This window comes from Rhizobium sp. CC-YZS058, assembly GCF_034720595.1.
Lineage (GTDB): Bacteria > Pseudomonadota > Alphaproteobacteria > Rhizobiales > Rhizobiaceae > Ferranicluibacter.
The window spans coordinates 626485-649856 of sequence record NZ_JAYESJ010000001.1 but is presented as its reverse complement, the minus strand read 5'-3'; the positions used below and the strand labels follow the sequence as shown (position 1 = coordinate 649856).

The window sequence follows — 23372 nt, the reverse complement described above, 5'->3', positions numbered from 1 at the left end:
CTCAGCCCACCTTGAAGGCGCGCACGGCCGCCGCGCGATCGACTGAGCCGAGACCGCCTTCGGTCAGCACCCAGATGCGCTCGCCGTTGAAGACGCCCAGCACGTGGCGAAACGGGGTATGGGTCGGGATGGCGGCGATGTCGGCAATGTGCGCGTCGACCGGATGATCGTATTCCGGCAGAACCGATGCGGCGAAGTCGGCGAGATCTGCAAAGCCGGTCGAGCGGAGCGTTCGGTAAGCCGAGACCGCGTCTTGGTAGCGGCCGGCATAGGGCAGAGCGAGATCGACCCCGGTCACGGCCGTGACGACGCGGGCGGCGAGGCCCGACGCGCACTCATGCTCCTTCCAGGAGAATGGTGTGCGACGGATCAGTTCGAGCTCGTCGTGATAAGCGGAGAGCCACTGGTCCTTGCGCTTCAGGGTGATCATCAGTCCTCACCCCATGGTTCTCGCCATTGCTTCACGGAGCCGGCATAAATGGAAAAATCGTCCGGCCGGCCGTCCGGCAACAAGCGCTTCTTTCCTTCTTCGTGGCTGGACTTTGCCGGGTTTGACCTGGTCAGCATCACCATCGCCTCGTTCACCACGGTGAGCGACACCATTACCCCGTCGTCGCCTTCATCGATCGGCGCGCCGTCGATGATGCCAAGCCACGCGAGCTCCGGCATGCCGACGGGCACGCGCGATTGCGGGCTGAGAAGTTGAACCCAGATCTCGACGCGCGCGCCCTTCAGATTGTTCGAACGGATGAAGTCGTTCACGGCCGGCGCCGAAGCACTCATCTTCACCTCGACCTGCTGAATCCTCAGCTCAGACACGCGCGGGATGCGGCCGATCTCCAGATTGACCGATCCAAGGAATTGACGCGTCGTCACGAGGCCCGTCTTGGTGGAGACGACATCGATGTTCATGTGATCGTCGTAGGTCGAGAAGCTCCGCATCACCTCGACCGCGTCGGCCGGGCTCTCGGCAAACGTCTTGCCCGCGATCGAAATCAGCCAGCGCGGCACAATCCCGTCGCGGGTCGCGTTCTTCAGTGCATTGGCGAAGTTGAGGGAAACGCTTCTCATGCGAACAGCTTCTGGATGGCGGTGAAGCCCGCACCTTCCGTCAGATGACGGCGTGCCCGGCCGGGGTTGTGGCTGCCCGGCTCGACGACAAACAGGCCGAAGGGCTTGGCAAGGATGACCACCGCATTTTCAGCAACGCCTGCCGGCAGGTGCGGATAAACCCCGATCAAGCCGGTCGTGCCGTCCGAGGTGGCTGCGGCATCCTCCGTGATCTCGAAAAAGCCGTAGCGGGTCGGATTGCTGCCGTAGACGACCGTGAACTTGTCGGCGATCGACAACTGATAGAAGGGCGGCAGTCCCTTGAACGACTGGGATGAGCGATGGCTCGGAATGCTCTCGATCTGGACCTGCGAATTGCCAAGGATCTGGCCGCCCGGATCGGCGGCCGGAAACGGCGATAAGGGGTCGGTCAGGAAGAAGCCGTTCTGGACACCGTGAAGCGCGCGAATAAGCGCCGCATAGCGCTTCATCTCGGAGCTCGGCCGGGTCGCGAGTTCGATCGTCGGCCGCCACAAGGGCGGCGCGAGCTCAGCCCCCCAGAAACGACCGCTCGCCTGTCCGGAGATCCGGTCCATCCGCTTTTGATCCCAGACAACAGCCGCGATCGGCAGCTTGTCGTTCAGAACGTTCGGAGCAAGGGGAAACACAAGGGTCATCGTGGCGCCCTCACGAGAGGTCGCTTCTTGTAATCGTCCACCAGGTCCGGAAGCTGAGCCCGGAGCTCCTTAAACCCGGATTTGAGGCCACTCGCCACCGCCGCATCGATGGCGCTGTCGCCCTGCGGGTTGTCGACGTTGACGATGATGTCGCGAACACCGGAACGGCTGTTGCCACCGCGACCGCCAGATCCTCCTGCCCTGGGCAAGTCATAGACCGGCGCCGGCGTGTCGATCCGGCCGCCGCGCCGCACGTCGCCGCCAGAAGCGAAGGGTAGAACCTTACTGCCGCTGTTGATCGCGCGAAGCAGTGGGCGATGAAGAGCCGTCGCTTTTGCGTTCACGACGAACTCGCCGTCCGAGAGCATAGCAGGAATGCTGTCGGACGTGCCCGTACCTGGTCCGGACACGTCGCCGCCGCCGGCGAGATGCGCGCCGGTAAGCCATGCCCCCATCGTCGTGTTCGGCGCCCATAGCGGGCTGGTGGGGCTGATACCGCCCAACAGGCTACCGAGGCCGCCGAGCAGGCTGCCGCCCGGTGCGTTGGCGCCCGACACAGCGTTCATGAGCTGCTGGCTCACCTGACCCATGCCAGCGCCGAGCGCGCCGACGCCCTGGACCGCCTGGCTGGATGCGTTGGCAACGGCGGCAAGCGCGCCGCCGGCGTCATCAGCGCGTCGAGCCATAACATCGGCCGCATCGATCCAGGACTTGCTGACCTGGTTGCCCTGGTTGCCGGAAAGCATTTCGAGCTGAAGCCCGCCGGCACCCATGCGCGACGAGCCAGTTGCGAAGCCGACATGACCGCCTGGCTGGCCTGGGCCAAGCCCGCGCGACTCGACCAGCACGTCGCCGCGCAGGACCTGGGACACATCCACGCCCTTGCCCCAGCTCTGGAAGCTGTTCGCGGTCAGGCCGCCCGATCCCTTGACGCCGATCTGCTCGAGCGAGGAGTTTACGAAGGCGGCGCACCACGCGGTCTGCGCCGCATCGATATTGACGCCGCCGGCCTTGAGGAAGCTGTTGATGTTGCCGCGCTGCGCGGTCTCGTTGAAGCCGAGAAGCCCACCGGCGAGATCCACGGCCGACGACGTGGACATGACCGCCGCCGGAACGGCGACTGGCGAGGGGATTGCCGCCGCGGCAGTGGCGGCGACCTGATTGGCAGCGGCTGGAGCGGCTGCCGCGCTTCTGCCGCGGCCTGACAAGGTTTCGAAGATCGTGCCGATCGTCGGCAGGTCGGTCTTGAATAGGCTGTTCTTGATCGAGTTGCCGGCGAGCTCGCTGAAGAATGACGAGATGTCGCCCAGAAGCCCGTTCAAAGCGCCCTTAAAGTCGCCTTTCGTCAGGTTGCCGATGATGTTGTCGATCGCCTGCGAGCCGGCCGACTGAACGGTCTGCCAGGCAGCCTCGTGACGATGCAGCTCTTCGGTGCTCTCAGCGATCGCCCGTGCGTTCCGCCGGATCGCCTCGGCCTCGGCCGAAAGCGAACCGAAGCCGCGGGCGCGGATCATCTGCTCCGTCTCGAGGAGGGCGAGCGCCTTTTCGCGCTCGGCCGTGCTGGCGCCGACGAGAAAGGTTTCGAGCTTCAGCTTCTCGATTGTGTCGGCCTGGCCGCGGGCCACCTCGATTGCGCCGGAGCGTCGGGTTTCCGTTTCCATAGCGGCCTGCGCGGCACGCGCTTCTTCCAGGACGGCCGTCAGTCGTCGCTGCTCATCGCCCTGCGCGGCGGCCGCGGCGGTCGCCAAGGGACGGAGCTGAATTTCGGTGCGCAGCCGCGCTTCGGCCTCGGCCGCGGTTATGGTGCCGGCAGCGACTTCGGCGTTGAGCTGCCGGCGGATCGTCACCTCGTCTGCAATTTGAGCCGACTGCGCTTGTGCGGTCGACATGAACTGTTGGAGTGCCTGATTGCGCGCCGCAGTAATCTGCGCCTCGGCCTGCGCCGATGTGATCTCCTCGCCGGCGAGCTCGACGCGCCGCCGTCGGGCTTCAAGATCCGCCCGCGCGATCGGGTTGCGCTCGGTCGAGATTTGCGTTTCGAGCGCCGCCAGCTGGTTGGCACGCTCTTGGGCAGGGATCATCGTCTGCAGCGCACGGGTCTTTGCATCGAGAGCGGTGGCAATATCGCTGTTCTGATCCGCGGAGCGCCCGTCCGCGCCGTTCATACCGGCGGTGATGCCCTTGATCTCGTCTTCCAGCTGGCGACGTGAACGGGCGTAGGAGGTTGCGGGAGACTGTTGCGCAATATCGAGTGACATGGCGCTCTGACGGAGGTTGCCCTCACGCTTGGCGCGCTCCGCTTCGAGCGCCTCGCGCCGACGCTGCGTTTCCATCATGTCGCTGAGCTTCGCATCGCTCTCAGCAAGGTCATCGGAGAACAGGTTTGGAACGCCGAGACGACTGAGGAAGCCACCCTTCGACCTTTCCTGAGCATTGCGAAGCGTGCGGTTATTGGCCGCTTCCTCAGCGAGCGCTTGAGCGGCGGTCGGACCCGAGATAGCCCGGTCAGTCGCCTTTCCGATGTAATCGAAGGCATCGCTTGCCGCAGTGGCGACCGTGTTCCAAGCGCGTCCGAGTGCCGTTGTGGCCCTGCTCGCATCAGCCAGGCGGCTGGGGAGAGCTTCGAGGAGCACCTTTTGCGCCGCCCCGAGCTGGTTCTGTGCAGCGAGCCGGCGCGCATATTCGGCTGTTGCGCCGTCGATCAGGCCATATTGACGATAGAGCGCGTCGGCAGCCTTGGCCGGATCGGCGAACATCTGCGCGAGCTGATCGCCTGCTTCTTCGGCCGAGATGCCAAACGTGGCGGCGAAGTTCTTGCTGATGCCGATGAGCTGCTCGAAATTGCCGGAGGCAATCCGCCCGGTGCGAAGGAATTGCGCCTCCATAGACCGCGCTGACGAAACCGAGATCCCGGCTGCGGCTGCACCGCGTGTCGCCGCCAGCTCCATGGCTTCCGCCGTGCCAGCCGTCGTCCGGCCGAGGCCGGCCGCAGCCGTTTCGACTTCCTTTATCGACTCGAGGTAGGAGCTCAGCGCCATGCCGGCGCCAGCGACAACCGCAACCGTGCCGCCGATCGCGAGATTGAGCGGCGTCAGGACGCCGAGTGCAGCGCGCGCGGCTCCGCCGATGCTTCCATAGACCTGAGCGATCTGCGGCCCCTGCTGAAGAAGGACCTGAATCGGCGGCATGCCAAGGGCCAAGCTCTGTACCGTATCGACGCCCTGCATGTAGAGGTTCGACTTCTGGTCCGGACGCAGCCCGCCGCCGCCCATCGCCTGGTTGCGGCCCTTGATGGCCGCGAGGCTCGCCAGCGTTGCCTGCCGTTCACGGCTCATCGCCTGCGCCATCTTGTTCGACGACAGCTCCCCCTGGGCATGCGCCATGCGCATTTCGAGGACGGCCTGCTTGTAGCGGGAGATGGCGGCGAAGGCCGGATCGTATTTTCCCCGCAGATTGTCGACGGCCAGCCCTTCAGCCGCCAGTGCGCCCGTCCACTGCCGGACGTTCTCGTTTGCCGCACCGGTATGGAGCCCGACCGATCGGTTGATCAACCGCTGAAGTTTGGTCTCGGTTCGGTCGGCCGCCTCGCCGATCTCGTCGATACCCTTGCGCGCAACGCCGGCGCCGCCGGCCTTGTCAGCCTTGTCGATCGAAGTGGCCAAGGCGTCTAGGGCTGGCTTGGTGGCTTCCGCCTCTTTCTTGATTGAGGCAACGGCGGAGCGCGTTTCGGTGCTGCCGGCTTTCGCCTGGCTGGCGTCGATGCTGACGCCGATCGCGATGCGGTAGGCAGGCGCCATCAGCCTTCGCTCCCGCCATCGTCCTGCCGGTTGAAGATCGGCAAGACGGCCTCTTCGATCAACGGAAAGTCGGCAAGCGATGAGATCGGCAGATCTTGGGCTTCGAGCATGGCCTTGCAAGCCGTGTAATCGAGACCGATCCAGACGAGGCCAGCTTGAGTGCCTTGGGTGCGCCACTGCGTGGAGCAGGCCATGAAGGCGGAAAGGCTATCGGCATTGTGAACGCTCAACTCGAACCCTTCCTCTTCATCGTCGGTGAAACAGTCATCCTCGACGAGGTGGACGCCGAGGCTTGCAAACTGGTCGCGGAGATCGTCGTCTATCGCGGTGACCTGATGGGGATTGGTGCGGCCGAGGCGCTCGTAGCCCCAGACCTCGGCCGCATCCGTCAGTTTTTTGCGCGGCCCTTCTCGAGGGTGATCGCTTCGTCATAGGCGCGAACCAGCGCCATCTGGACGCGGCGGTGCGCCCATACGGCCGCGAAGGTCTGGTCGTTGAACGGGATCGCCTCGCCGGCATCGCTTTCGATCTTGCGCCAGTTGCGAACGACGCGGCGCATGGCCGCCAGATCGTGCAGGTCGATCTTGTCCTGGAGGGCTTCGAGCTCGACATCGGTGAGATCGGTCTTGATCTCCTCGAGAAGCGCGCGGCGGGCGCGGGCGCTCGCCCGGCTTTCATCCTTCGAGATGATCTCGAACTCGACCTCAAAGACATGCTCGACGGTGTCGCCCGTCTTACTCGGGTTGGGCTCGTAAACTTTGACCGGCCACCAGAAGGTGAGGTTATCGACCAGTTTGAACATCGATTGACATGCCTTTGAACGGAGCTTGAAGAGGGTCGGCCGTCGGACGGCCGGCCGATTACTTGATGGTGAGGAGGAACTCGTCGTTGCCGGCGGTCGGCAAGCAGAAGAACGGCAAGCGGTTGTTGATGCGCTTGCGGCTCTCGCCGTACTTCGGGCGGCCGATCTGCACCTGTGACGCGTCGAACTTGACGATGTTGCCGGCGGTGATGCCGTGCTGGCCTGCGAGCGGGCCCGGCGTATGGTTGGCCGAGCGATCGTACCAGTTGATGGTCGAAAGCGAGTCGGCGCGGATCGTGGCCTCACCAGTCATCATGCGGTCGACGTGCTCGATCGCTTCCTCGCCGATGAGGAAGTCCGGCTCGATCTGGTTGCCGAGGTCGAAGGAAATGCCATCGGTGCCACCGGCATAGCCGTGCAAGGCAAAGGTCGTGTTGGCCTTGTTGACCGGCACGGGCTTGATGAACTTCGTCAGGTCGATCGTCGTCGGCATCGCCAGATCCGTGACCTGGCCGAGGAGGCCGGTGAACACGAACTTCAGCCGCGGAATGGCAAGCGGGGCCAGGTCGAGGGTGAACGTGCCGCGGCAGCCAAGCAGGATATGCTGGACGCCGTCGCCGTTGAACCGGATCGAGCAGCTCTCCTGGTTCTTCGACACGGGGCTGTACTGGACATCGGCCCCGGCCGTGACGACCTCGCGCATGGCGCAGGCGCGCAGAAGGACACCGTAGGCGGGCACGGTACCGGCCGCGCCGGCGCCGGCGAGCTCCACCTCACCGGAAAGCGTACCGTAGGAGCCGACGAGCATGACGCCCTGGTGGCCCATGTACGGCAGCACGAGGTCGCGCGCGACTTCCTGACCAGCGGACGGATCGAACTCGACGTTCGTCATCTGCATGGCATTGGCGGCGGCCGTCGGCGCACTGTCCTGGCCATAGGTGGTTTCGATCTTCGCCAGGATGGCGCGGTTTCGCCAATAGCGCTTCGCCATGATCAGGATCCCTTCTTCGGGGTGGTAGTCGCGGGGGCGGCTTCAGGAAGCGCAGGCCCGTCAATGATCGCCTCGGCGGCGTCGACGGCTTCGTTCTCGATCGGCTTGGTGCGCTCGACGAGCTTCAGCGAGCCGTCCTTCTGGCGGGTGTAGGAGCCGCCGCCTTCAGTTTCATCGGACATCAGTCGGTCTCCAGGTAACGGCTTGTCTGCCAGGTCTGCACGTAGACGGTGACCCCGTTGCCGAGCGGCGCGGCCTGTGCCGCCACCAGCTCGAAGAGATCTCCGCGGGGGTCGATCGACCAGCCGGCAAGGGCCTGCTCGACCGTGTTCTTGAGCGCATCGAAGTCGAGCGCGCGCTTCGTACCCTTCGCGTCGTCGTGACGGCGAATGACGATCGCGACGAGTATCTGCGCATGGACGAGCTGCTCGAAGCCGCCGGTGGCCATCCCGTTCGGCTCGGCCTGTTCGCGGTAGGGGATCACGAACACCGTGCCGTGCTTCGGAGCCACGCCCTTGCCGATCGCATCGAGATCCTCGACGGCCAGAACGTCCGTCAGGTCTGGAGCGGCCGCCTTCAGCCGGGCGATGGTCGCAGCGATCAAAGCCATCCCTCCAGCTTTTCGGCTGAGAACACCGGCGCCGGTCCATCGACACGAATCGTGCCGGTCGACGACTGCGCCGGCGCAATCCCGTCGAGGCCGGGAAGCGCCTGGAGGCCGCGCGCTGCCTGCTGGAGCGCGGTCAGCGCATCCTTGTAATCGCGCACGACATAGTCAGGAGCGCCGTCGCGATGCAGGTGGTAGCGCGCGATCGCCACGGCCCAACCGCGGACATTCGCCGGAACCACCGTCAATGGCAGCTGGAAGCGGACGCCCAGGTAGCCGTCGATCGTGTTGCCGGCGGTTTCGAACGCAGCGGCAATCACGTCCGAATCTGGTGCGCCGTCATCATCGCGATCGGCGACCTGCCGGATCTCGTCCTCGCCGGCGCGCTCGATCAGATCGGCGAGGGTCGCATAAACCATCAGACGGTGAAGCCCTTCTCCCAGGTGGACGCAATGGCGCCCGCCGCGAGCAGTTCGACATGCTCATCTTCAGTGAGATCGAGCGTCTTGCCGATCTCAGCCATCACACCGTTCAAGCTGACCCGTTCGCAGACGATGAAGCGACGCTTACCCTTGCCGGAGTTATCCGGCTCCGCGGCAGCACTCAGGGTATTTAGGGTTTGCTGGAACCGGCCCTTGATCTCGAAAAGCTGCTCAATCACTTCGGCAGGTTCGAGCACGGCGAAAAGAGCAGCGTCCGGATCACCGGAGCCGATCAGCTTGGCCAGAGCCAGATGAGCCGACTGCCCGGCGTTCGCCATGTCGATGAGATCATCGAGATCAGCGCACCCGGTCACCTCGAGCACATGCTTGAGGCTTCGCACGTCGAGCGCGTCGGCGGTCTCCGAGGTTGATGCCGGCACCTCGGAGGTCGGTGCTGTGACAGGAGCAGTTCCCGTGTCGTCACCATTCGGACTTTCCGCGCCGGACAATTCCGGCACGTCGGCATCGCCGCTCTCGCTCTCGGGGGTATGGGCAGTATCGGGGGGAAGGACGACGCCTTCAAGGATGCTCCCCTCCGGCCCGTTCCCACCGGAGGGGAGAGACGCGGTTCCGGGAGGAGTGGAACCTGCGTCGGCCGACGCCACGCCTTGGACGGCGGTCACGTCCTTCTCGGCGGCGGGCGCGCGGGATGCAGTGGTCTTCTTGGCCATGAGGTAAGATCCTTCGAGCTTTTGAAAAGACGCCGGCAATGCGGCGTCTTCCGAAAAGCTCCGGCCGGGGCGAGCCGGCCGGACTTCGAGAACGGCCGTCAGGCGGCGACGGCGTTCTGGAAGAAGTAACCGAGCTCTGGAGCCGAGATGACCTCGGCCACGCTCTCGCCGGCACGCACACGGCGGGATCCGCGCAGGCCAACCAGCGGCGCATCCATCGAGCCGGCGACGCGATCGCCAAACTGTGCGGTCCAGCCGAAGGTGGGCACTTCGCCCAGGCTCGACACGATCTTCTCGCGGCGGATAAGGGCGGCGTGGTTGCCCCACAGACGGTAGCGCTGCGCGGCCTGGCCGGGCTTGGCGGCGTTCGCCCAGCCGGAGCCGACGACGATGTCATCGAGCTCGAGAAGGTCGGCAACCGCGCGGCGGTCGGCGAGACCGTCACCGGCGCCGGACACGGTGAGTGCGCGAAGGATGCTCGGGTTCTGACGCAGCGAAGACCAGGACTTGCGGCCGAGCACCATGACGTTGGCGCGCATCACCATGCTGTCGAGCGCCAGGGTGATCGCGTTTGCCGGCTTGCTGTCGGCATGGCTCCACTGCGACGTGCCGGCGAGCAGCTCGCGGTTCGCTGCAGCATAGGTGTTCGGATCGAATACCTTGGCCGCGACACGCTTTTCGCGATCGAGCTCGATGATGTTGGTGAGCTGCTGGACGGCGAAGGCTTCCGGATCGTAGCCGGCCGGCGCCTGCGCGATGTCTGCGTTCGGGATCACCGAGTCCTGACCGTAGTCGGTGGTGTTGCCGGGAACCGACGTGCCTCCGAACTCCATGACGTTCGGCTCGGACTTCCGGCCGACCTTGGTGTCGGGAATGGTGATCTGCTGATCGAAGCCGAACACCATGTACTTGAAGGTCTCGGCTGTCAGCTTCGGCTCGAGGCGCGGCAGCACCTGGTCGGCGATCATTTCGGCATTCTTGAAGGCGATGGCGATGCCGGTCAGTACCGGATCGACGGGAAACGGCTGTCCAGCCATGCGTCATTGCTCCTGGGGTGCGCGGGCTCATCAGCCCTGGATGCGCGTGGGGTTGATGATGGCCTTGGCGATGTCGCCGGCGGCTGTGTTGACGAGGGTGCGGCCGGCGACGAAGGCGTTAACGCCGGCGCCGGGGGCAGCTGCGACCGCGCGGCCGGTGCCATCGGCCGTGATCGCGGCGCCGGGCGTCATGACGCCACCCGCCTCGATGTCGGCCGGGCCGTCGAGCACCACGTCGATGCGCTGACCGTTCGAGGCACCGTTCGGATAATCGGTGACGCCGGCGATGATGTCGGTGGAAGCGGTGGCCAGGGCGACCTCGCCATCATTCGCCGTGTACTTGACGAGGCGGCGGTGGCCGATGGCGCCAGCGGCGGTGAAGGCGCGAACGATGCGGTTCATGAAGCGTGTTCCTTAGCGGCGGGTCTTGAGGCGCATGGCGGCCTGAGCAGGGGACAGGTCCTCGCCGCGCGCCTTGGCTTCGGTGATTTCCTTGGTGATCGCGTCGGCGACCTGCTCGGAATCGGAAAAGTCCGGGCCGTCGCCCTGGGCGAGCTCGCCAGCGACGACCGGCACGGGCAGCTTTTCGAGCAGGCTACGGAAGGCCGCGCGGGGCGAGGTCTCGACGGACGCGCCACCTTCCGAGAAGGTCAGCACGTCGTCCGACAGTTCGGAGAAGAGAGCGACTGCCGTGGCCTGCAGGCCGATCGGCAGACGGCCGGCCTTCACAACACCGTCGACGAACGCAGCATCGGCCTCGGCCTTTGCCTTCTTCTCCGTTTCGGAGAACGTCGTTTCGCGGCTATTGAGCGCGGCTTCGCGGGCATCGAGCGCGGCCAGGCGCTCGGCTTCCGCCGTCTGGGCAGTCGTCATGGATGTATCCTCGTGTGTTTCGGAGAAGGATGGCCGCAGATCCTCGACGCGAGCTTCAGCGCGCAGGTCGGCCGACATCTGCGTCAGCTCGTCGATCTGATACTGCGGCAGAAACCGGTCGGCGGTTTCGAGATCGGTCGTGGCGATGAAGTGGTCGCGCAAGCCTCGGAACAGCCGGCCGATGCTTTCGAGCCCCCACAGGGTGCGCCAGTTCGTATCCGCAAATTCGAGGATGATCTCTTCGCCTTCTGCGAACTCGATCGCGGCGAGGCCCTTCACTGCCGGCGGCTCGGCGCCGAGGAAGCCGACATGGCGCAGATGATAGGAGCCCGGCGTCGGGTTGCCCTTCGATGCGGGATCGTAGAGCGCGGCGGAAACCTTGAGAAACTTCCCGTCCTTGACCATTTCCGCGAACGCTGGGTCGAGACGGTCGGGCTCAGCAACCAGGCGGTCGCCCTTTACCGACAGGCTCTTGATCCAACCGAATGCCGGCATGTTGGTTTTGGGATGGCCGACGACGATCGGCGCCTGATGCAGGGCCGGGTCATAGCTCGCCGCGATCGCCGCGACATCAGCTTCGGAGAAGGTGAGTGCCTTCCCCTGCGATGAGGTATGGTTGCCGGTGCGGAAGATTTCGAACGGTTTCATGCTCGGCATCTAGCCGGAGCGCCGCTCGCCAGTCGGGGATGCGAAAACGCAGCCCGAGGAACAATCGGTGGTGTTTTGCTGATCAGGGCGGATCGTCGGGCTCAACCTGCTCGGCAGATCGATTTCAAAGCCTCTTCAAAGCCCTCTGGCGCGTTTGGCGCCCCTGAAGGCTATCACCGGGCGTCGAAGAGCGCCAGCGCGCTCCTGAGGCCGCTTATTTGGCAGCCTCTTCCGAGCCGACTGCCTCAACGAAATGGTCCTGGACAATGTCGAGGATCGCAGCGATCGATGCATCGTTGAAGCCGAGGAACTGACGCCTCGGGATCGTCACGCTCTTCACCCGGAAGGTCTGGCCGCCCATCGAGAACACGAGCGCCGACGCGGTCTTCGGCGTGATGACGCCGCCCTCATTGTGGATCCGCGCGTAAACGACATTGGAGCCGATCGACACGCTGTCCTTTGCAAGCTGCCAGACGATCGAGGACAGGTCGCGCGTTTCGCCGCGCAGGATCCCTGGCCCCTTCTTGGTCTTTGCGTAGAGCGGGTTGAGCGGTTTCCAGCGGTGGCCATCGGGATCGACCTGGTCGACGAAACGCCGGCGCGTCACTTTCGCCTCGTATTCGCCGATGTTCTTCAAGGCAGGCTTCACGTCGCCGGCGGCCTCCAGGAGGCGGGCGAGCAGCTGCTCGACGCTAGTATCGTTGAAGGTCAGTGTCGCGGCAGCCATAGCCCGCTCCGTTGTTTCACCGCCAGGGCAGTGCTATATTCATCTTGTCGCGATCGAGGCGCCGGAGCCCTCCGTAGATCGTGACACCGAAGCGCGCCCCGGCAGGCGCGCTTTTTCATGTCATCTCCGCTGATACAGCAGCGCGCCGCGGCGGTAGTTCGCCAGGTAGGCTTCCGTGGTGTCGAACCCCGTTATCGCCACCCAACCCTTGGCCGTCCATTCGAAGCGCACGAACAGCGCCTGGCCGTCCGGCAGCACGATGCGCTTGAGGTAGGCGCGCCGCAGGACAATCCCGCTTCGCACCTGCGCCCAATCCACCCAGATCTCGTCGGGATCGATGATCGCGTCGGCGAGGAGCTTGGCGAACTGGCCGCGGCCGCGCTTGCCGGCCTTCAGGCCGATGACCGTCCCGTCCGGCGCCCGGCTTTGGAACAAGCGGTCGCTCACAGTGATGATACCGCCCGACTTGTCCCGGTAGAAGCCGCGATCGTTCTTGAGCTCGAAGCGCTCGAGGAAGGCCGAGACATAGGCATCGGCCGTCAGGTTATCCGGCATGATGTCGCGGCGCGCCGCGGCGCGAGCGGGAGGAAGTTCAGGCAGATCCGGAGGAGAGGCCGGTTCCGCGCCGGCCGGCGCCAGCGGTGTGCGCAGCTCCTCGGGAACCAGGCCATTGAGCCAGCTCTTGCCGACGTTGTATTCCCAGCCGCGGTCGATGGCGCCGATCCGCGGCTCCGTCCCGCCCTGGCGAGGATCCACGCCGTCATATTCGACGAGCGCCGGCGCCTGGTCGGGCGCGTCCTTGCCGAGCGCCTGTAGCTCGCGCCGCGACAGCGCTTCGACATCGCAGCCGCAGCCCCAGCCGTTTGGCGGATACATCACATCCCAGGCCGGATCGGTTGCCGCCAGCACGAGGCCGTCCCATGCCAGATGCTGCTTGCGAGGATGCAGCGCGCCGGAATGCACATACTGCCAGTATGGGCGGTATTTGAGCACGTCGGGATCGGTCAGCTGCTTGTAGCGGCCAGCCATGTAGCTCGTCCGCATGTTGGTCGTGTAGATGATCCGCGCGCGCCAGGCCCGCCGCTCCTCGTCGGTCGATCCGCGGGCGTTGAACTTCCAGCCAGTGCGCTCGATGATGGCGTCGAAGTCCTTTTGGAACTCCTTGAAGCCGGTGCCCTCGCTGCGCGCCTTCTCGATCGCGCGGCGGAAATCGGCCAGCATGTCGTCGCGCGTGACGCCGGCGACCGAGAAGGCGCGGACATGCGCGTCATGCTTCAGGTCGTCGTAGCGCCTGGTCGGCAGGTTGACCTTGCCAGCGAGGAAGTCGATCGCCTCCTGAAACGGGATCGCGTCATCGGCCATTGACGGATGCCACGCCTTCAAGCTGCGCAAGCGTCATGCCGCGCTCGAGGAGCCCACCGAGATCATCGACGCCCATCTCGGACGAAAGACGCGCCAGTCGCAGCGTGAGATCGTCGAAGTCTCGTGCCTCGGCGAACTCCGTCCGGATCTGGTCAATCATCGCGTCGATCGACGCGGCGCCGGCGGTGTCGAGCTGGTCGGCAAGCTCGACCGTCACCTTGTCCCCAGGTCGTGCCTGCGCGGGATCGGCAAATTCGACATCGTCGAGGGCACCAGGCTGAGGCGGCGCGACTGGCGTAGCCGCCGCCGGCTTTTCGATCCACTCGCCGCCATAGGTGTTGTCGATGTACTGCGGATCCTTGGGCTTGAAGCCCATCTCAAAGATCGCTTTATCGCGCTTCACCCTTTCATTGAGATCCTCGGCCTCGGAGAAGTCGCGCCACACATCCGGGATTGCGGAGCCCGGAAAGTTCAGCTCGACGATCCACCGCACGAGCGTCTGCTTGATGCTCATGCAAACAAGATCGGCGTCCGCCTTGGCGATCGCGACGCGCACGTCGTTGTGAACCTCACCCAGTGAACGGGCGCCGCGCTCGCCGGAGTTGGTGGACAGGGTTTCACCCAGGACCGCCTCGCTCATCAGCTCGTCGAGGTAGCGGTTGAGAGCTTCGGAGACATTGCCACCGCCGCTGTTTTTGGCTTCCAGGAGCTCGACGATCACGTCCTCGGGCACGGCGATGCCGCTGTCGTTCGCGAGCGTCCGAAGGGTCGAAAGCATCTCTTCCTGGCGCTGCTTATCGTAGCCGCCCGGGTAAGTGATCTTCGTCGTCGGGGACGCGAATTTCTCGACCGCACGCAGCCAGTGCGCCAGCGACTGGCGCTTCATCCAGGCCGGCCAGTAGAGAACCTGACCGAGGCCAACGCCGTACGGATCGTCGTCGTCATCGTCGATCGAGTGCCGATGGACGATGAACTTGCGATCCGGTACTGCCACGCCGTCCGTGATGTTGCTGCGCGTCAGGAGCCGCAGCTGGCCGTCCATGTCGAACTTGAAGCGCCGCTGCTTCTTCACCTTGACGGCCGCGATCGTCCAGATGCCGTCCTTCAGCTCCCACATCACCTCGCCAACGGCGAAGCCCTTGAGGATGGCGCCGAGCAGGCCACGGGTCAGCCGGTCGAAGTCGATCGCCTTCAGCTGCCGCGTGACTTCCTCGGCCACCTGCTTGTCGGCCGGCGCTTCCGACGCTTCGAAGACGCTCCACTCGCGGCTGACGACTTCCAGCTTACGCTTTTGCAGGATCGCATGGGCGTGCGGGTCGCGCCGGATCTCGTCATAGAGCTGATGGCCTTTGCCCAGACCACGGCCGCGCAGCACCTCATCTGTCGGCTGCAGCACGCCGGTATAGCCCGGAATGAACGGGTCGGACTTTATGGAGGCGAGTTCGATCACCTGGTCGGCCATGTCAGTATCCTGTGAATGCGGAAAGATCCGCGCGTGCTTCTACCGCGCCGAAGCCACCGCTTTCGGCGCGCATCACTTCGCTCGACGGACGGGCGTCGCCCATGGTGCCGGCGCCCGCCTCGCCCCCGCTCTGTTCGCTGGCATAGATCGCAAGCGCACCGGCAACGGCGCTGTCGCCATGGCGCTCGAAGCCATCGGAACCTTGCGTGCGGGCATCGTCCGGCACTTTCGCCACGCCCTTCGTCATCTTCAGCAGCCGGTAGTCACCGAGCACGTCGTCATCGAGCGGCAGCTCGAACGTTGCGTCTTCGAAGCCCGCTTTGAGCTTCGGCATGTTGAGCATGTACCACTGCGTCGAAAGCTTGATCTCCGACACAAGCGCAGCCCCAAACTCCTGGCGTGCCGCCTCGGCATGGGCCGAGCCGTTACCGGTCGCATCGAAAGCCGCATGGAAGAACCGCGGCATATTCTTGCGCAGGAACACGATGATCTGACGCTGGCTCTCGAATGGCACGTCGCGCAGCTCGAGGAGGAAGGGCGTGCGAAGGCTGGTGTCCTGGCGCACCTGGAACGGGTGGATGACCGACAAGTCGCCCGATCGTCCGAAGTCCTGGCCGAACCCGGTTCGAAGTTTCGGGTCGAGAGCTTTGAGGAGCGGCAGCAGCTGCTCGGCGCAGAAGTCCGCGATCTCTCCTTCGCGCAGCGGCTTCAGCCAGTCGACGAAGCCAGGCGGCGACTTCCAGCGGATCACCGGGATGTCGCTCTTCATCCGTGACACGATCAGCGAGCGCGGCAGGAATGCGCCCGAGGACATCGATGGGATGCAGAAGAGCTCCTCGTCAGCGCCGGCGCCATAGAAGCGGATAATGTCCTGGCGCCAGTCGGCCTCCGCCTCCGGCGTCCAGGTCTTGCCGGTGACATAGCAGATCCGCTGGTAGAGACCCTCGCGCAGCGCCTCGTCGAAATCGATGCGCAGGTGCTTATAGCTTTGCCGGCCGGCGAGGATGTCCTGGATCTGCTCGTTGAAATGGTTCTCGAAGCCGTCATGGGTCGAGCAAACGATGACCTGGCCGCCCCACATGAGGAATGCGAGCGCCGCCTTCAGAAGCTGCTCCAGGCTATCCACGAAGGCAGCCTCGTCGATCATCACCACGCCCTGCTTACCGCGCAGCGTGCGTGGAGCCGACGACAGGCCGACGATCTCGAAACCGGACGAGAACTTGATGCGGAACGCCTGGATGGCGCGCTCGCCCTCCGCGTCGCTGTCGTCGAAAAGGAACTCCTCCATTGACAGTGCGGCCTGGCTGAAGGCGCGGGCCCACATGGCGCAGGCGTCGATGAACTCGCGCGTCATCTCCTGGCTGTAGGAGATATACATGAAGTCCATGCCGCCGGCGGCGCGCGAACGCGCAGCGCGCAGAACGGCATAGGCAGCGCAGGCCCAGGTCAACCCGATCCGTCGCGACTTCTCGACGAACAGCACCGGGCACGAGCCTTCGAGGAGCGAGATCGTCCGCTGCTGATAAGGCAACAGCGCCTTGCGGGCGCCGATCTGGTTGATGACCGCGTCGGTGGACAGTCGCCGCGCTTCCGCCCACTGCTCTTTGCTGACGGGAGAGGTCATGTCTTCTGCACTCCGAGGATCTGGTCGAGGATCTCGGATGCAGTCTCATCCGTAAGGCCGCGCGAGCGCTGGACGAGATTGACGGCTTCCTTAGCCTTTGTCTCGAAGTCTGCCTCGACCTTTTGACGACGCGCGGTCGAGACGCCCTGCGCCTGGGCGGCAGCGCGTAGCGCGTTGGCGAGAGACATGGCGCCTTTCGGATCGAGCCCGGCCTCACCACTGTTGGTCAGCAGTTCGAAAACGAGCGTCTTGATCGCCTCGGCCGCAATCAGCGTCAGATCGTCGGACGCCTTAGCGTCGAACTTCTCGGCCAGCGTCGCCGCAATCTCACGTGTCTGGTTCATGCGGCCGGAGATATGCGCCAGCTTGAGCGAGTAGCGGTTGAACGAAGAAAACGAGGGGATCGCGAACTCGAGCTCGCCGCGATGCTCACGCTGGAGCGCCTCGAGCGAGGCGTGAAACTCCTCGTAGATCTCCGTCTGCGTCCGGCTGCGATCCTGCAGATCAGCAGCAGCCTTTGCGATGATCGCATCGCATTCCTCCGGCAGAAGCTCGATGCTGTTCAGCCGCCCACGCATCAGGCCACCAGGGAGGGGCGTGCAACGCCTTCGATGATGATGCGCCGATCGACGTGATCCTGCCCGGCGCGGCGAAGCTCGGCGATCATGATCGGGCCGGCTTCGGTGACCGAGACCGCGCCGAGGTCGGCGAGGATGCGCAACTGCGTGCGGACCCAATCGCGGGTGCGGCGATGGCCGAACGTGTCGAGGACAGCCGTCAGCAGCGTCTCGTTCAGGCGGTTGTCGGTCTGCTTGGCAAGCTCGCGCAGGATCACAAGGCGAGCGTCTTTGGTCAGGTGTTCGTCAAAGCTCATGCGACGTTGCTCTTCAGAAGATAGTCCTGCACCTGCAGGACAGTGCGGGAGGTAGATGTCAGGGCCTCTTCCATGCGCCCCAGCTTGCCGGTCTGCTGCGCGATCTCGAGGCGCATATCCATAAAGGCCTTCGCGTCCGGCAGGTGCTTCATCTCGCCTTCAATGGTCTGAGTGCGGCGGCCAAGTTCTCGAACAGCCTCCAAGAGCGCCTTCATCTCTTCGGCGTTCTGCTTCTTGTAGACTTCCAGATCGGACGCGGTTTTCTTGGCCGGCGATGTGATCCAAGACCAGATCACAGTGCCGATCGAGATCAGCATCGCCATAAAACCGAGATACTCTTTCCATTCGGTCATCGGTGGAACTTCTCTGTTTCCCAGAACTTCTGGCACTCGATGCACCTGGTCGCGGACGGGTTTGCGGAACGGCGCCCTTCGGGGATTTCTTCGCCGCATGACACGCAGTCGATGGTGCCGGGCATCGAAAGCGCGGCGCTGGCGGATCTGATGCCAGCGTCGCGCTCCTGCTCAGCCCGAACTGCTGCGAGTTCGAACAGGGCCTCTTCCGTCATCTGAGGATGGACCTCGCCGCTCGCTCGCCGCTTGCGACTGCATCCTTGAGCCCTCGCCTGATGCCGGCGTCGACCGCGTCTTCGATGGCATGATCATCGCGCGCAATCGAAGTCACGATTTCCGGCAGCTTCGGGAGGCTCAACACGTGCGGTTCGAGGAGTTCGCGGACGCGGTCATCGGATAGGCGGAAGCGCTTCAGCGCATCGGGTACCGACTGCAGAACATAGTTCAACGCGTCGTCGATCGTGCCGCCGGGCTGAAGCAGGAGCTTGGCGCCGTTCGCCAGCGCTGACTGCAGCGCGTCGCGGTGCCTGGCGTCGATCTGGATGCCGGTCCAGCGGTGGAACAGCGCGAAGATCGCGCCGAGCAACAGCAAGAGGAGGTAGTTGATCAGCTCCGGGAGGAGCTGCGTCATAAGCAGTTCTTTCATGCGGCTTGGTCCTGTTCGAAGGGTTCGAGAGCCACGAGGGTCTGCTCGCCGACGATCCCGTCCACGATGAGGCCGCGCGAGCGCTGGAAGGTTTTGACGGCGCCTTCGGTACCGGGACCGAACTCGCCGTCGATGGTGAGGAGGTAGTGGCCGGCCGCAGCCAGGGCACGCTGGAGGCGCTCGACGGCTGACCCTTCGGAGCCGCGGCGCAGGGGAGCGATGCCCTGTTTCTCGGCAACCAGCTCGGCCTGCATCTTGGCGACGACGAGCTTGGCCTTGGCGAGTTTCGTGCGGCGATCGGCGAGCCCGTTGGTGCCGCCATTGATCTTGCGGGTTATGCCGACGAAGTCTCCGCGATCGGCGAGAGCGTTTAGGTCACGGCTCGACCAGAAATAGACGGTGGCCCAGGCAGCCCAGGGCGCCTGCGCGACCAGCTCGGGCTCCGCTTCGAAATCTGGGCAGTCGGCCTTGTGCTGGCGCATCCAGGCGGTGAAGGCGCGATAGTTGGCGCGGCCGGTCAGCTGGATATAGGCACGGCCTTTGAATCGCCTGCCGTCGCCATCCTTGGTGTTGCCCAGATCTCGACGACCATCATAGGCAGCGCCGCTCGCATATTCTTCGGTGGTGGCGAAGTTGTCGCACTCGTGGGCCGTCTGCGCGAGGAATGGCTCGATGCGGGCCGGCGTGTTGATGCGGAACAGCTCCATCAGAGCGGGCAGCGTTTCGGCCGCCGCTTCGATGATGCCGGCTTGCTTGCGGCCGATGGCGCCGGTGTGACGCATCACGAGCGCAAACAGCGTGGCTTCGCTGAGACGCGATGCGAGAGAAATGGTGGTCATGAAGTGCCTTCGAAGCGCCAGTGAGCGGCGTCTGAAGAGGACTTTGACCGAATTCGGAAGGAAGAGCGGGGCTGCGAAATCGCAGCCCAAGGAACCTAAAGCAGTTTCAGCTGCGGGTCGACGATCGGCCGCTTGCGGCGATGTTCGGCGACGGTGTTCTGAGAGATCCCCAGAGTACGGGCGATCGCGTTCGTTGAATAGCCCCTGTCTATCAGGTCGGCAATGGCAGCGGCGCGGCGCCGTTTGTCGCCAGCGATCGACTGCGGGATCTCCATCTTCTGGGAACCGAAGGCAGCGGAGATCTTCGACGCCGCATCAAGGCCGACGAGCTCGGCAAGCCAATGATCCGCCGTCATGCGTTCCGGGATATAGATCCGCTCGCCGGCGCGGGCGCGGCCGAGCGCGATCGCCGCGTTCTCACCCGCGACGTTCGCGATGCGGTTGAGAAGCGGCGTCAGCCATACTCGATCGTTCTGATTATCGGGCGTCTGCATCGCGACGCTCCCGGCTGCTCGCCAACTCGGCCTTCATTTGCTCCAATGTAATGTTCTTCAGACGTTCTTCGAGAGCAACCCGCTTGTGCGAATGCAGCCGGAGTTTCTGGATCCGGCCGAGGAGTGCCTTCCGGTCACGGCAAAGCCGCTCCGCTTCACGGGCTTCGCGCCAGTTGAAAAGCGGGAGCGGCTGGCTGATCATCCGCCTATCTTTCGCCGGCGGATACGCTCGCCGAATGTGTTCATGACGGGGATCCATTCCTCCTGCGTCAGCTCGCGGCCGGCGACGTGACGGCCGAGGATGCCGACGATCGCGTCCCAGAAGGCACGGCTGATCTTCGCCTCGGCTGGGCCGACCAGGATCACCCACTGCGCGCGGGCAATCCGATACCCCTCGGCCTTCTCCCACTCGGCCGTGAACTTGCTGACCGTCCAGTCGACCTTCGCCTCCCGCTCCATCCAGCCCTTCAAGGCTTCGATGACACGGCGCGCGTCTGCTGCATCATGCAGGAAGCGAGTGTGGTCGATCCCTGTCTGGCGTTTGACGAAGGCAAGCAGGGCGCTGTCGTCGCGTTCGCGGGCAATTCCGAGATTATAGGCAGCAATCCAGAGCGCCTGCAGCTTCGGAACATACTTGCCGGTCAGCTTCTGCCGGCCGTCCTGGCGACGAGTGGCGGGACGGAAGCCAAGGCGGCGGAAGTCCTCAATGACGCGCTGGCGCTCATCTTCCGTCATATCTTTGGCGGAGGTTTTGCCGGTGATCGAGTGGAGCCGTGCCCGGTAGACATCGTCATCCAAGCCGAGTTGCTTCTGAGCGACCTTGATGGCAGCGATCGATGAACTCATTTCACCTCTCCCGACATCAAAGCAGCCCGACCGGCATCGGTGATCCTGGCGATCCCGTAACCCTCGTGCTCGACGAGGCCGAGGGCGTGAAGCTGGCCAAGGACCTCACTGCGGATGAGCGTTCGCCCGGTCGGATTGACTGTGGCGCTTTGCAAGTAGGCTTCCTGCCTTTGGGTGAGCCGCTTCATGAAGGCACTCCCGGCAGGGTTTGCTGCGATGGGGCTTGGCAGTGCCCAGGCAGATGTGAGAAGTGCCAAGGATGATCACGATCGTTGCCTACATTGGCGCCGCCCTTGCCGAAATTGCCGGCTGCTTCGCTTTCTGGGCGTGGCTGCGCCTCGACAAGTCCGCGATGTGGGTCATCCCAGGGACGATTTCGCTGGCTCTGTTCGCCTACTTCCTCACCTTGGTTGAGAGCGATGCTGCAGGTCGGGCCTACGCAGCTTACGGAGGGGTCTACATCGTTGCATCTGTTCTTTGGCTCTGGCTGATCGAAGGACAGGCCCCGGATCGATGGGATCTCCTTGGCGCGGCTGTGTGCGTCGTCGGCGCAGCAATCATCCTTTTTGCTCCAAGGGCTGCTTGATCTGGTTAAAGCCATCACACGGGTTTGGGGCGATGGGGCAGTCGATGATTCTTTTAGGAATCTCGCTGAAAGTGAAGTAACCTCCATCCACCGCTCGCACTGTGTTGGCGGAATGTCGTGACCATGACGATCCTCATGACAGCCGTTCTCGTCGTTTCGGAAGGGAGCTGGCCCATGATCAGCAGCAGCGAACTCGCTCGTATTAGCGAACTTGGAAGAGTTGCCGGTGCAGTGAATTTGGCGCAGGCAAGTGAGTGCCCATACAGTCACAACACCCCTGACGAGCGGTTTGCTTGGCTGGCAGGTTTCAGCATTGGTCGGGCAGAAGCGGCGAAGCTTTTCGATGAAAGCTCCCAAGCTTCCATGCTCGCTCGGCACGACAATACGCGAATGACACCGTTCGGAAGTAAGGTCGTATACCATCACGGCGCAAACACGGTGGCTGTGACTTACTTGGGTGAAACACGAGTCCTCGGTCCGTTCCCTAACGAGGACGCCGCTCATCTCGAAGCCGCAGAAGCCATTGCAAATTGGCGACAAGCATCGGACACCTAGCTCTTGAGTTTGGAATGCTGGGGCTGCGTTGATTTTCCTGTGAAACTCTGCTCGTCGCTGGGTGTTTGGCAGCTGCAGAGCAAGTAGGAATTTTTGATGCCCCGCTATTTTTTCAGTCTGACGACCCAGAATTGCCGAATCGACGACATTGACGGCCAAGACGTTAGAGACTTGGACGCAGCCGTCGAGATTGCTGAACTGTCCATCTGTGAGATCGCAGGCGAGAGCCTCAAGGTTGGAGAAAATGTCCAGCTTGAAGGCATCTCGATTTTGGACGAAAGCGGTCTGGTTCTTGCGCATTTGACGACGGAGGAGGCAGTCCTGCCGCGTTTCAATGCCTTGCGAAAGTATCTCAACCGGTAGCGCTTCTGCCTGGGGTGCTGGGGTATGATCAGCGGCTCTCATTTCGACCGCTCCAACTGCTGAAGCCCGATGTAGCAAGCGGCGCATGCCGGCTGGAGCTCAGCGCATCCGGAGATGAGGAAGAACAAACCGCTCCACATCATCGCGGACAGGAGAAAGCTGCAGATGAGAGCGAACATGCGCAGGCTGATCCCCCCGGCGTGGGGGGATCGAGGAACGAGCGCCGGTCCGATGATGACGCGTGTCATGCTGGCATCTCCCCGCTCTCGTAGCTATCGACCATCAAACGAAGGCGGGCAGCGACCAGAAGCCGAGCCTGGCTTTCCAGATCACGCTGCAGTTCGGCCATCGCGTCAGCCATCATGCTTTCGGTCAGGAGATCGAATGAGTTGCGAGTTCGAGCGAGCGGCATCGGCGCGGGTGCCTTATCGAGCTGCTCGGGTACCGCTGGCGTGGCTGGAGGCTCTGAACTTTCGGCATCTTCGAGGACTTCCTCAACGACCTGGTCATCGCCGATGACGTCCCCTGTCACTGTCGGTGTCTCCTCAGATTCGCCGCGAGGCGCGAGCTCGATCAGGCCGGCCTCGCAGCCGGCCAGGAAGCGGTTCATTTCCTTTTGGTTCGGCCGATCGTAACCAAGGGCGAGCATGTCTTTGTTGAAGCTGCTCTGGATGAAACGCGGGCCCATGCTCGCCCTAACGCGCTGGAGGACGACTGCTACGCTTTCATAGGCTGCGCTCTTCAGCTCATCGAAGTACGGGATGCCGGTCGGCTTGGCGAAAATCTTACTCATGTCGATGATCCTCTCAGTGCAGCAGCGTGGAACTGGAGATGCGATCCCAGATCACCTGGGCGGCTTCGTTGACGCTGAAGAGGCCACCCGGCGTGCTAAGCGCCGGCACGATGAAGTCATCGGCGTTTTGAATGACGCGGACGCCTTGGGTCAGGTATGCTTCGAGCATCAGGTCCCGGATCTCGACCGGGTCGCGGAAGTGCCTCATGATGC

35 protein-coding genes are annotated in these 23372 nt (G+C 63.8%); 4 read left to right on the top strand and 31 right to left on the bottom strand.

Annotation, left to right across the window (positions count from 1 at the left end; all coding sequences use genetic code 11):
- Position 1: 1 nt before the first annotated feature.
- Genes U8330_RS03155 through U8330_RS03135 form a run of 5 tightly spaced genes read right to left on the bottom strand, consistent with a single transcriptional unit; the run spans position 2 to position 5754 of the window.
- Entirely contained in the window at positions 2 to 430 is a 429-nt protein-coding gene (locus U8330_RS03155; protein WP_323103706.1) for a DUF6950 family protein, read from the bottom strand.
- The gene (locus U8330_RS03150) at positions 430 to 1071 is read right to left on the bottom strand and encodes a hypothetical protein (protein WP_323103705.1); all 642 of its coding nucleotides are present in this window, start codon (positions 1069 to 1071) and stop codon (positions 430 to 432) included. Before U8330_RS03150 ends, U8330_RS03155 begins: the two co-directional genes overlap by 1 nt.
- Positions 1068 to 1727 (bottom strand): hypothetical protein, encoded by a 660-nt coding sequence (locus U8330_RS03145; RefSeq protein ID WP_323103704.1) that lies wholly within the window; start codon positions 1725 to 1727, stop codon positions 1068 to 1070. The genes U8330_RS03150 and U8330_RS03145 overlap by 4 nt, the downstream gene beginning before the upstream one ends.
- Positions 1724 to 5524 (bottom strand): phage tail length tape measure family protein, encoded by a 3801-nt coding sequence (locus U8330_RS03140; protein WP_323103703.1) that lies wholly within the window; start codon positions 5522 to 5524, stop codon positions 1724 to 1726. The genes U8330_RS03145 and U8330_RS03140 overlap by 4 nt, the downstream gene beginning before the upstream one ends.
- Entirely contained in the window at positions 5524 to 5754 is a 231-nt protein-coding gene (locus U8330_RS03135) for a DUF1799 domain-containing protein (protein ID WP_323103702.1), read from the bottom strand. The genes U8330_RS03140 and U8330_RS03135 overlap by 1 nt, the downstream gene beginning before the upstream one ends.
- Here U8330_RS03135 and U8330_RS03130 point away from each other — a divergent pair.
- A complete protein-coding gene (locus tag U8330_RS03130) occupies positions 5743 to 5958 on the top strand; it encodes a hypothetical protein (protein ID WP_323103701.1) in 216 nt (71 codons plus the stop codon). The genes U8330_RS03135 and U8330_RS03130 overlap by 12 nt on opposite strands.
- On the opposite strand, the gene U8330_RS03125 is transcribed toward U8330_RS03130, so the two are convergent.
- The 23 genes from U8330_RS03125 to U8330_RS03015 form a co-directional block, all read right to left on the bottom strand.
- Positions 5913 to 6326, bottom strand: coding sequence for a hypothetical protein (locus U8330_RS03125; RefSeq protein WP_323103700.1), 414 nt, complete (start codon positions 6324 to 6326; stop codon positions 5913 to 5915). The two genes, U8330_RS03130 and U8330_RS03125, sit on opposite strands and share 46 nt — an antisense overlap.
- A 58-nt stretch (positions 6327 to 6384) precedes the next feature.
- Positions 6385 to 7317 carry a phage tail tube protein gene (locus tag U8330_RS03120; RefSeq protein ID WP_323103699.1) on the bottom strand — a complete coding sequence of 311 codons (933 nt, stop codon included), beginning with the start codon at positions 7315 to 7317 and terminating at the stop codon, positions 6385 to 6387.
- A gap of 2 nt (positions 7318 to 7319) precedes the next feature.
- The gene (locus U8330_RS03115; protein WP_323103698.1) at positions 7320 to 7499 is read right to left on the bottom strand and encodes a hypothetical protein; all 180 of its coding nucleotides are present in this window, start codon (positions 7497 to 7499) and stop codon (positions 7320 to 7322) included.
- Complete coding sequence (locus U8330_RS03110) at positions 7499 to 7927, bottom strand: hypothetical protein (protein ID WP_323103697.1); 429 nt, start codon at positions 7925 to 7927, stop codon at positions 7499 to 7501. Before U8330_RS03110 ends, U8330_RS03115 begins: the two co-directional genes overlap by 1 nt.
- Positions 7918 to 8343 carry a DUF1320 domain-containing protein gene (locus U8330_RS03105; RefSeq protein ID WP_323103696.1) on the bottom strand — a complete coding sequence of 142 codons (426 nt, stop codon included), beginning with the start codon at positions 8341 to 8343 and terminating at the stop codon, positions 7918 to 7920. Before U8330_RS03105 ends, U8330_RS03110 begins: the two co-directional genes overlap by 10 nt.
- Positions 8343 to 9077, bottom strand: coding sequence for a hypothetical protein (locus U8330_RS03100; protein WP_323103695.1), 735 nt, complete (start codon positions 9075 to 9077; stop codon positions 8343 to 8345). The genes U8330_RS03105 and U8330_RS03100 overlap by 1 nt, the downstream gene beginning before the upstream one ends.
- Before the next feature lie 98 nt (positions 9078 to 9175).
- Positions 9176 to 10114, bottom strand: coding sequence for a capsid protein (locus U8330_RS03095; protein WP_323103694.1), 939 nt, complete (start codon positions 10112 to 10114; stop codon positions 9176 to 9178).
- Between the two features lie 30 nt (positions 10115 to 10144).
- Positions 10145 to 10516: a hypothetical protein gene (locus tag U8330_RS03090; RefSeq protein WP_323103693.1), complete on the bottom strand. Its 372-nt coding sequence runs from the start codon at positions 10514 to 10516 to the stop codon at positions 10145 to 10147.
- A gap of 12 nt (positions 10517 to 10528) precedes the next feature.
- Positions 10529 to 11635 carry a peptidase gene (locus tag U8330_RS03085; RefSeq protein WP_323103692.1) on the bottom strand — a complete coding sequence of 369 codons (1107 nt, stop codon included), beginning with the start codon at positions 11633 to 11635 and terminating at the stop codon, positions 10529 to 10531.
- Between the two features lie 214 nt (positions 11636 to 11849).
- A complete protein-coding gene (locus U8330_RS03080; RefSeq protein WP_323103691.1) occupies positions 11850 to 12362 on the bottom strand; it encodes a phage virion morphogenesis protein in 513 nt (170 codons plus the stop codon).
- Between the two features lie 120 nt (positions 12363 to 12482).
- Positions 12483 to 13724, bottom strand: coding sequence for a PBECR2 nuclease fold domain-containing protein (locus U8330_RS03075; RefSeq protein WP_323103690.1), 1242 nt, complete (start codon positions 13722 to 13724; stop codon positions 12483 to 12485).
- Positions 13714 to 15186, bottom strand: a complete 1473-nt coding sequence (locus U8330_RS03070; protein ID WP_323103689.1) for a DUF935 domain-containing protein — start codon at positions 15184 to 15186, stop codon at positions 13714 to 13716. Before U8330_RS03070 ends, U8330_RS03075 begins: the two co-directional genes overlap by 11 nt.
- Position 15187: 1 nt before the next feature.
- A complete protein-coding gene (locus tag U8330_RS03065; protein ID WP_323103688.1) occupies positions 15188 to 16810 on the bottom strand; it encodes a hypothetical protein in 1623 nt (540 codons plus the stop codon).
- A complete protein-coding gene (locus U8330_RS03060) occupies positions 16807 to 17388 on the bottom strand; it encodes a DUF3486 family protein (RefSeq protein ID WP_323103687.1) in 582 nt (193 codons plus the stop codon). The genes U8330_RS03065 and U8330_RS03060 overlap by 4 nt, the downstream gene beginning before the upstream one ends.
- Positions 17388 to 17684, bottom strand: a complete 297-nt coding sequence (locus tag U8330_RS03055) for a hypothetical protein (protein WP_323103686.1) — start codon at positions 17682 to 17684, stop codon at positions 17388 to 17390. The genes U8330_RS03060 and U8330_RS03055 overlap by 1 nt, the downstream gene beginning before the upstream one ends.
- Positions 17681 to 18037, bottom strand: a complete 357-nt coding sequence (locus U8330_RS03050) for a hypothetical protein (protein ID WP_323103685.1) — start codon at positions 18035 to 18037, stop codon at positions 17681 to 17683. The genes U8330_RS03055 and U8330_RS03050 overlap by 4 nt, the downstream gene beginning before the upstream one ends.
- A complete protein-coding gene (locus tag U8330_RS03045) occupies positions 18034 to 18162 on the bottom strand; it encodes a TraR/DksA C4-type zinc finger protein (RefSeq protein ID WP_323107121.1) in 129 nt (42 codons plus the stop codon). The genes U8330_RS03050 and U8330_RS03045 overlap by 4 nt, the downstream gene beginning before the upstream one ends.
- Before the next feature lie 86 nt (positions 18163 to 18248).
- On the bottom strand, positions 18249 to 18683 hold the full coding sequence (locus U8330_RS03040) for a hypothetical protein (RefSeq protein ID WP_323103684.1): 435 nt from the start codon (positions 18681 to 18683) through the stop codon (positions 18249 to 18251).
- A complete protein-coding gene (locus U8330_RS03035; RefSeq protein ID WP_323103683.1) occupies positions 18680 to 19522 on the bottom strand; it encodes a peptidoglycan-binding protein in 843 nt (280 codons plus the stop codon). The genes U8330_RS03040 and U8330_RS03035 overlap by 4 nt, the downstream gene beginning before the upstream one ends.
- Before the next feature lie 95 nt (positions 19523 to 19617).
- Entirely contained in the window at positions 19618 to 20016 is a 399-nt protein-coding gene (locus U8330_RS03030) for a helix-turn-helix domain-containing protein (RefSeq protein ID WP_323103682.1), read from the bottom strand.
- Positions 20000 to 20218, bottom strand: coding sequence for a hypothetical protein (locus tag U8330_RS03025; RefSeq protein WP_323103681.1), 219 nt, complete (start codon positions 20216 to 20218; stop codon positions 20000 to 20002). The genes U8330_RS03030 and U8330_RS03025 overlap by 17 nt, the downstream gene beginning before the upstream one ends.
- Positions 20215 to 20862, bottom strand: a complete 648-nt coding sequence (locus tag U8330_RS03020; protein ID WP_323103680.1) for a regulatory protein GemA — start codon at positions 20860 to 20862, stop codon at positions 20215 to 20217. The genes U8330_RS03025 and U8330_RS03020 overlap by 4 nt, the downstream gene beginning before the upstream one ends.
- Positions 20859 to 21050, bottom strand: coding sequence for a hypothetical protein (locus tag U8330_RS03015; protein ID WP_323103679.1), 192 nt, complete (start codon positions 21048 to 21050; stop codon positions 20859 to 20861). The genes U8330_RS03020 and U8330_RS03015 overlap by 4 nt, the downstream gene beginning before the upstream one ends.
- A gap of 71 nt (positions 21051 to 21121) precedes the next feature.
- On the opposite strand from U8330_RS03015, the gene U8330_RS03010 reads away from it, so the two are divergent.
- The 3 genes from U8330_RS03010 to U8330_RS03000 all read left to right on the top strand — a co-directional run bounded on the left by U8330_RS03010 (position 21122) and on the right by U8330_RS03000 (position 22366).
- Positions 21122 to 21448 carry a YnfA family protein gene (locus U8330_RS03010; protein WP_323103678.1) on the top strand — a complete coding sequence of 109 codons (327 nt, stop codon included), beginning with the start codon at positions 21122 to 21124 and terminating at the stop codon, positions 21446 to 21448.
- 174 nt (positions 21449 to 21622) lie between these two features.
- Positions 21623 to 22003: a hypothetical protein gene (locus U8330_RS03005; protein ID WP_323103677.1), complete on the top strand. Its 381-nt coding sequence runs from the start codon at positions 21623 to 21625 to the stop codon at positions 22001 to 22003.
- A gap of 96 nt (positions 22004 to 22099) precedes the next feature.
- Positions 22100 to 22366, top strand: a complete 267-nt coding sequence (locus tag U8330_RS03000) for a DUF6894 family protein (protein WP_323103676.1) — start codon at positions 22100 to 22102, stop codon at positions 22364 to 22366.
- A gap of 38 nt (positions 22367 to 22404) precedes the next feature.
- On the opposite strand, the gene U8330_RS02995 is transcribed toward U8330_RS03000, so the two are convergent.
- The 3 genes from U8330_RS02995 to U8330_RS02985 are packed head-to-tail and all read right to left on the bottom strand — an operon-like array spanning position 22405 to position 23367.
- The gene (locus tag U8330_RS02995; RefSeq protein WP_323103675.1) at positions 22405 to 22614 is read right to left on the bottom strand and encodes a hypothetical protein; all 210 of its coding nucleotides are present in this window, start codon (positions 22612 to 22614) and stop codon (positions 22405 to 22407) included.
- Positions 22611 to 23159 carry a hypothetical protein gene (locus tag U8330_RS02990; RefSeq protein ID WP_323103674.1) on the bottom strand — a complete coding sequence of 183 codons (549 nt, stop codon included), beginning with the start codon at positions 23157 to 23159 and terminating at the stop codon, positions 22611 to 22613. Before U8330_RS02990 ends, U8330_RS02995 begins: the two co-directional genes overlap by 4 nt.
- A gap of 13 nt (positions 23160 to 23172) precedes the next feature.
- Positions 23173 to 23367, bottom strand: a complete 195-nt coding sequence (locus U8330_RS02985; RefSeq protein ID WP_323103673.1) for a hypothetical protein — start codon at positions 23365 to 23367, stop codon at positions 23173 to 23175.
- Positions 23368 to 23372: the final 5 nt, after the last annotated feature.

Coding starts and splice junctions, on each gene's coding strand:
- U8330_RS03155 (WP_323103706.1), bottom strand. CDS start 430: ATGATCACCCTGAAGCGCAAGGACCAGTGGCTCTCCGCTTATCACGAC.
- U8330_RS03150 (WP_323103705.1), bottom strand. CDS start 1,071: ATGAGAAGCGTTTCCCTCAACTTCGCCAATGCACTGAAGAACGCGACC.
- U8330_RS03145 (WP_323103704.1), bottom strand. CDS start 1,727: ATGACCCTTGTGTTTCCCCTTGCTCCGAACGTTCTGAACGACAAGCTG.
- U8330_RS03140 (WP_323103703.1), bottom strand. CDS start 5,524: ATGGCGCCTGCCTACCGCATCGCGATCGGCGTCAGCATCGACGCCAGC.
- U8330_RS03125 (WP_323103700.1), bottom strand. CDS start 6,326: ATGTTCAAACTGGTCGATAACCTCACCTTCTGGTGGCCGGTCAAAGTT.
- U8330_RS03120 (WP_323103699.1), bottom strand. CDS start 7,317: ATGGCGAAGCGCTATTGGCGAAACCGCGCCATCCTGGCGAAGATCGAA.
- U8330_RS03115 (WP_323103698.1), bottom strand. CDS start 7,499: ATGTCCGATGAAACTGAAGGCGGCGGCTCCTACACCCGCCAGAAGGAC.
- U8330_RS03110 (WP_323103697.1), bottom strand. CDS start 7,927: ATGGCTTTGATCGCTGCGACCATCGCCCGGCTGAAGGCGGCCGCTCCA.
- U8330_RS03105 (WP_323103696.1), bottom strand. CDS start 8,343: ATGGTTTATGCGACCCTCGCCGATCTGATCGAGCGCGCCGGCGAGGAC.
- U8330_RS03100 (WP_323103695.1), bottom strand. CDS start 9,077: ATGGCCAAGAAGACCACTGCATCCCGCGCGCCCGCCGCCGAGAAGGAC.
- U8330_RS03095 (WP_323103694.1), bottom strand. CDS start 10,114: ATGGCTGGACAGCCGTTTCCCGTCGATCCGGTACTGACCGGCATCGCC.
- U8330_RS03090 (WP_323103693.1), bottom strand. CDS start 10,516: ATGAACCGCATCGTTCGCGCCTTCACCGCCGCTGGCGCCATCGGCCAC.
- U8330_RS03085 (WP_323103692.1), bottom strand. CDS start 11,635: ATGAAACCGTTCGAAATCTTCCGCACCGGCAACCATACCTCATCGCAG.
- U8330_RS03080 (WP_323103691.1), bottom strand. CDS start 12,362: ATGGCTGCCGCGACACTGACCTTCAACGATACTAGCGTCGAGCAGCTG.
- U8330_RS03075 (WP_323103690.1), bottom strand. CDS start 13,724: ATGGCCGATGACGCGATCCCGTTTCAGGAGGCGATCGACTTCCTCGCT.
- U8330_RS03070 (WP_323103689.1), bottom strand. CDS start 15,186: ATGGCCGACCAGGTGATCGAACTCGCCTCCATAAAGTCCGACCCGTTC.
- U8330_RS03065 (WP_323103688.1), bottom strand. CDS start 16,810: ATGACCTCTCCCGTCAGCAAAGAGCAGTGGGCGGAAGCGCGGCGACTG.
- U8330_RS03060 (WP_323103687.1), bottom strand. CDS start 17,388: ATGCGTGGGCGGCTGAACAGCATCGAGCTTCTGCCGGAGGAATGCGAT.
- U8330_RS03055 (WP_323103686.1), bottom strand. CDS start 17,684: ATGAGCTTTGACGAACACCTGACCAAAGACGCTCGCCTTGTGATCCTG.
- U8330_RS03050 (WP_323103685.1), bottom strand. CDS start 18,037: ATGACCGAATGGAAAGAGTATCTCGGTTTTATGGCGATGCTGATCTCG.
- U8330_RS03045 (WP_323107121.1), bottom strand. CDS start 18,162: ATGCCCGGCACCATCGACTGCGTGTCATGCGGCGAAGAAATCCCCGAA.
- U8330_RS03040 (WP_323103684.1), bottom strand. CDS start 18,683: ATGAAAGAACTGCTTATGACGCAGCTCCTCCCGGAGCTGATCAACTAC.
- U8330_RS03035 (WP_323103683.1), bottom strand. CDS start 19,522: ATGACCACCATTTCTCTCGCATCGCGTCTCAGCGAAGCCACGCTGTTT.
- U8330_RS03030 (WP_323103682.1), bottom strand. CDS start 20,016: ATGCAGACGCCCGATAATCAGAACGATCGAGTATGGCTGACGCCGCTT.
- U8330_RS03025 (WP_323103681.1), bottom strand. CDS start 20,218: ATGATCAGCCAGCCGCTCCCGCTTTTCAACTGGCGCGAAGCCCGTGAA.
- U8330_RS03020 (WP_323103680.1), bottom strand. CDS start 20,862: ATGAGTTCATCGATCGCTGCCATCAAGGTCGCTCAGAAGCAACTCGGC.
- U8330_RS03015 (WP_323103679.1), bottom strand. CDS start 21,050: ATGAAGCGGCTCACCCAAAGGCAGGAAGCCTACTTGCAAAGCGCCACA.
- U8330_RS03010 (WP_323103678.1), top strand. CDS start 21,122: ATGATCACGATCGTTGCCTACATTGGCGCCGCCCTTGCCGAAATTGCC.
- U8330_RS03005 (WP_323103677.1), top strand. CDS start 21,623: ATGATCAGCAGCAGCGAACTCGCTCGTATTAGCGAACTTGGAAGAGTT.
- U8330_RS03000 (WP_323103676.1), top strand. CDS start 22,100: ATGCCCCGCTATTTTTTCAGTCTGACGACCCAGAATTGCCGAATCGAC.
- U8330_RS02995 (WP_323103675.1), bottom strand. CDS start 22,614: ATGACACGCGTCATCATCGGACCGGCGCTCGTTCCTCGATCCCCCCAC.
- U8330_RS02990 (WP_323103674.1), bottom strand. CDS start 23,159: ATGAGTAAGATTTTCGCCAAGCCGACCGGCATCCCGTACTTCGATGAG.
- U8330_RS02985 (WP_323103673.1), bottom strand. CDS start 23,367: ATGAGGCACTTCCGCGACCCGGTCGAGATCCGGGACCTGATGCTCGAA.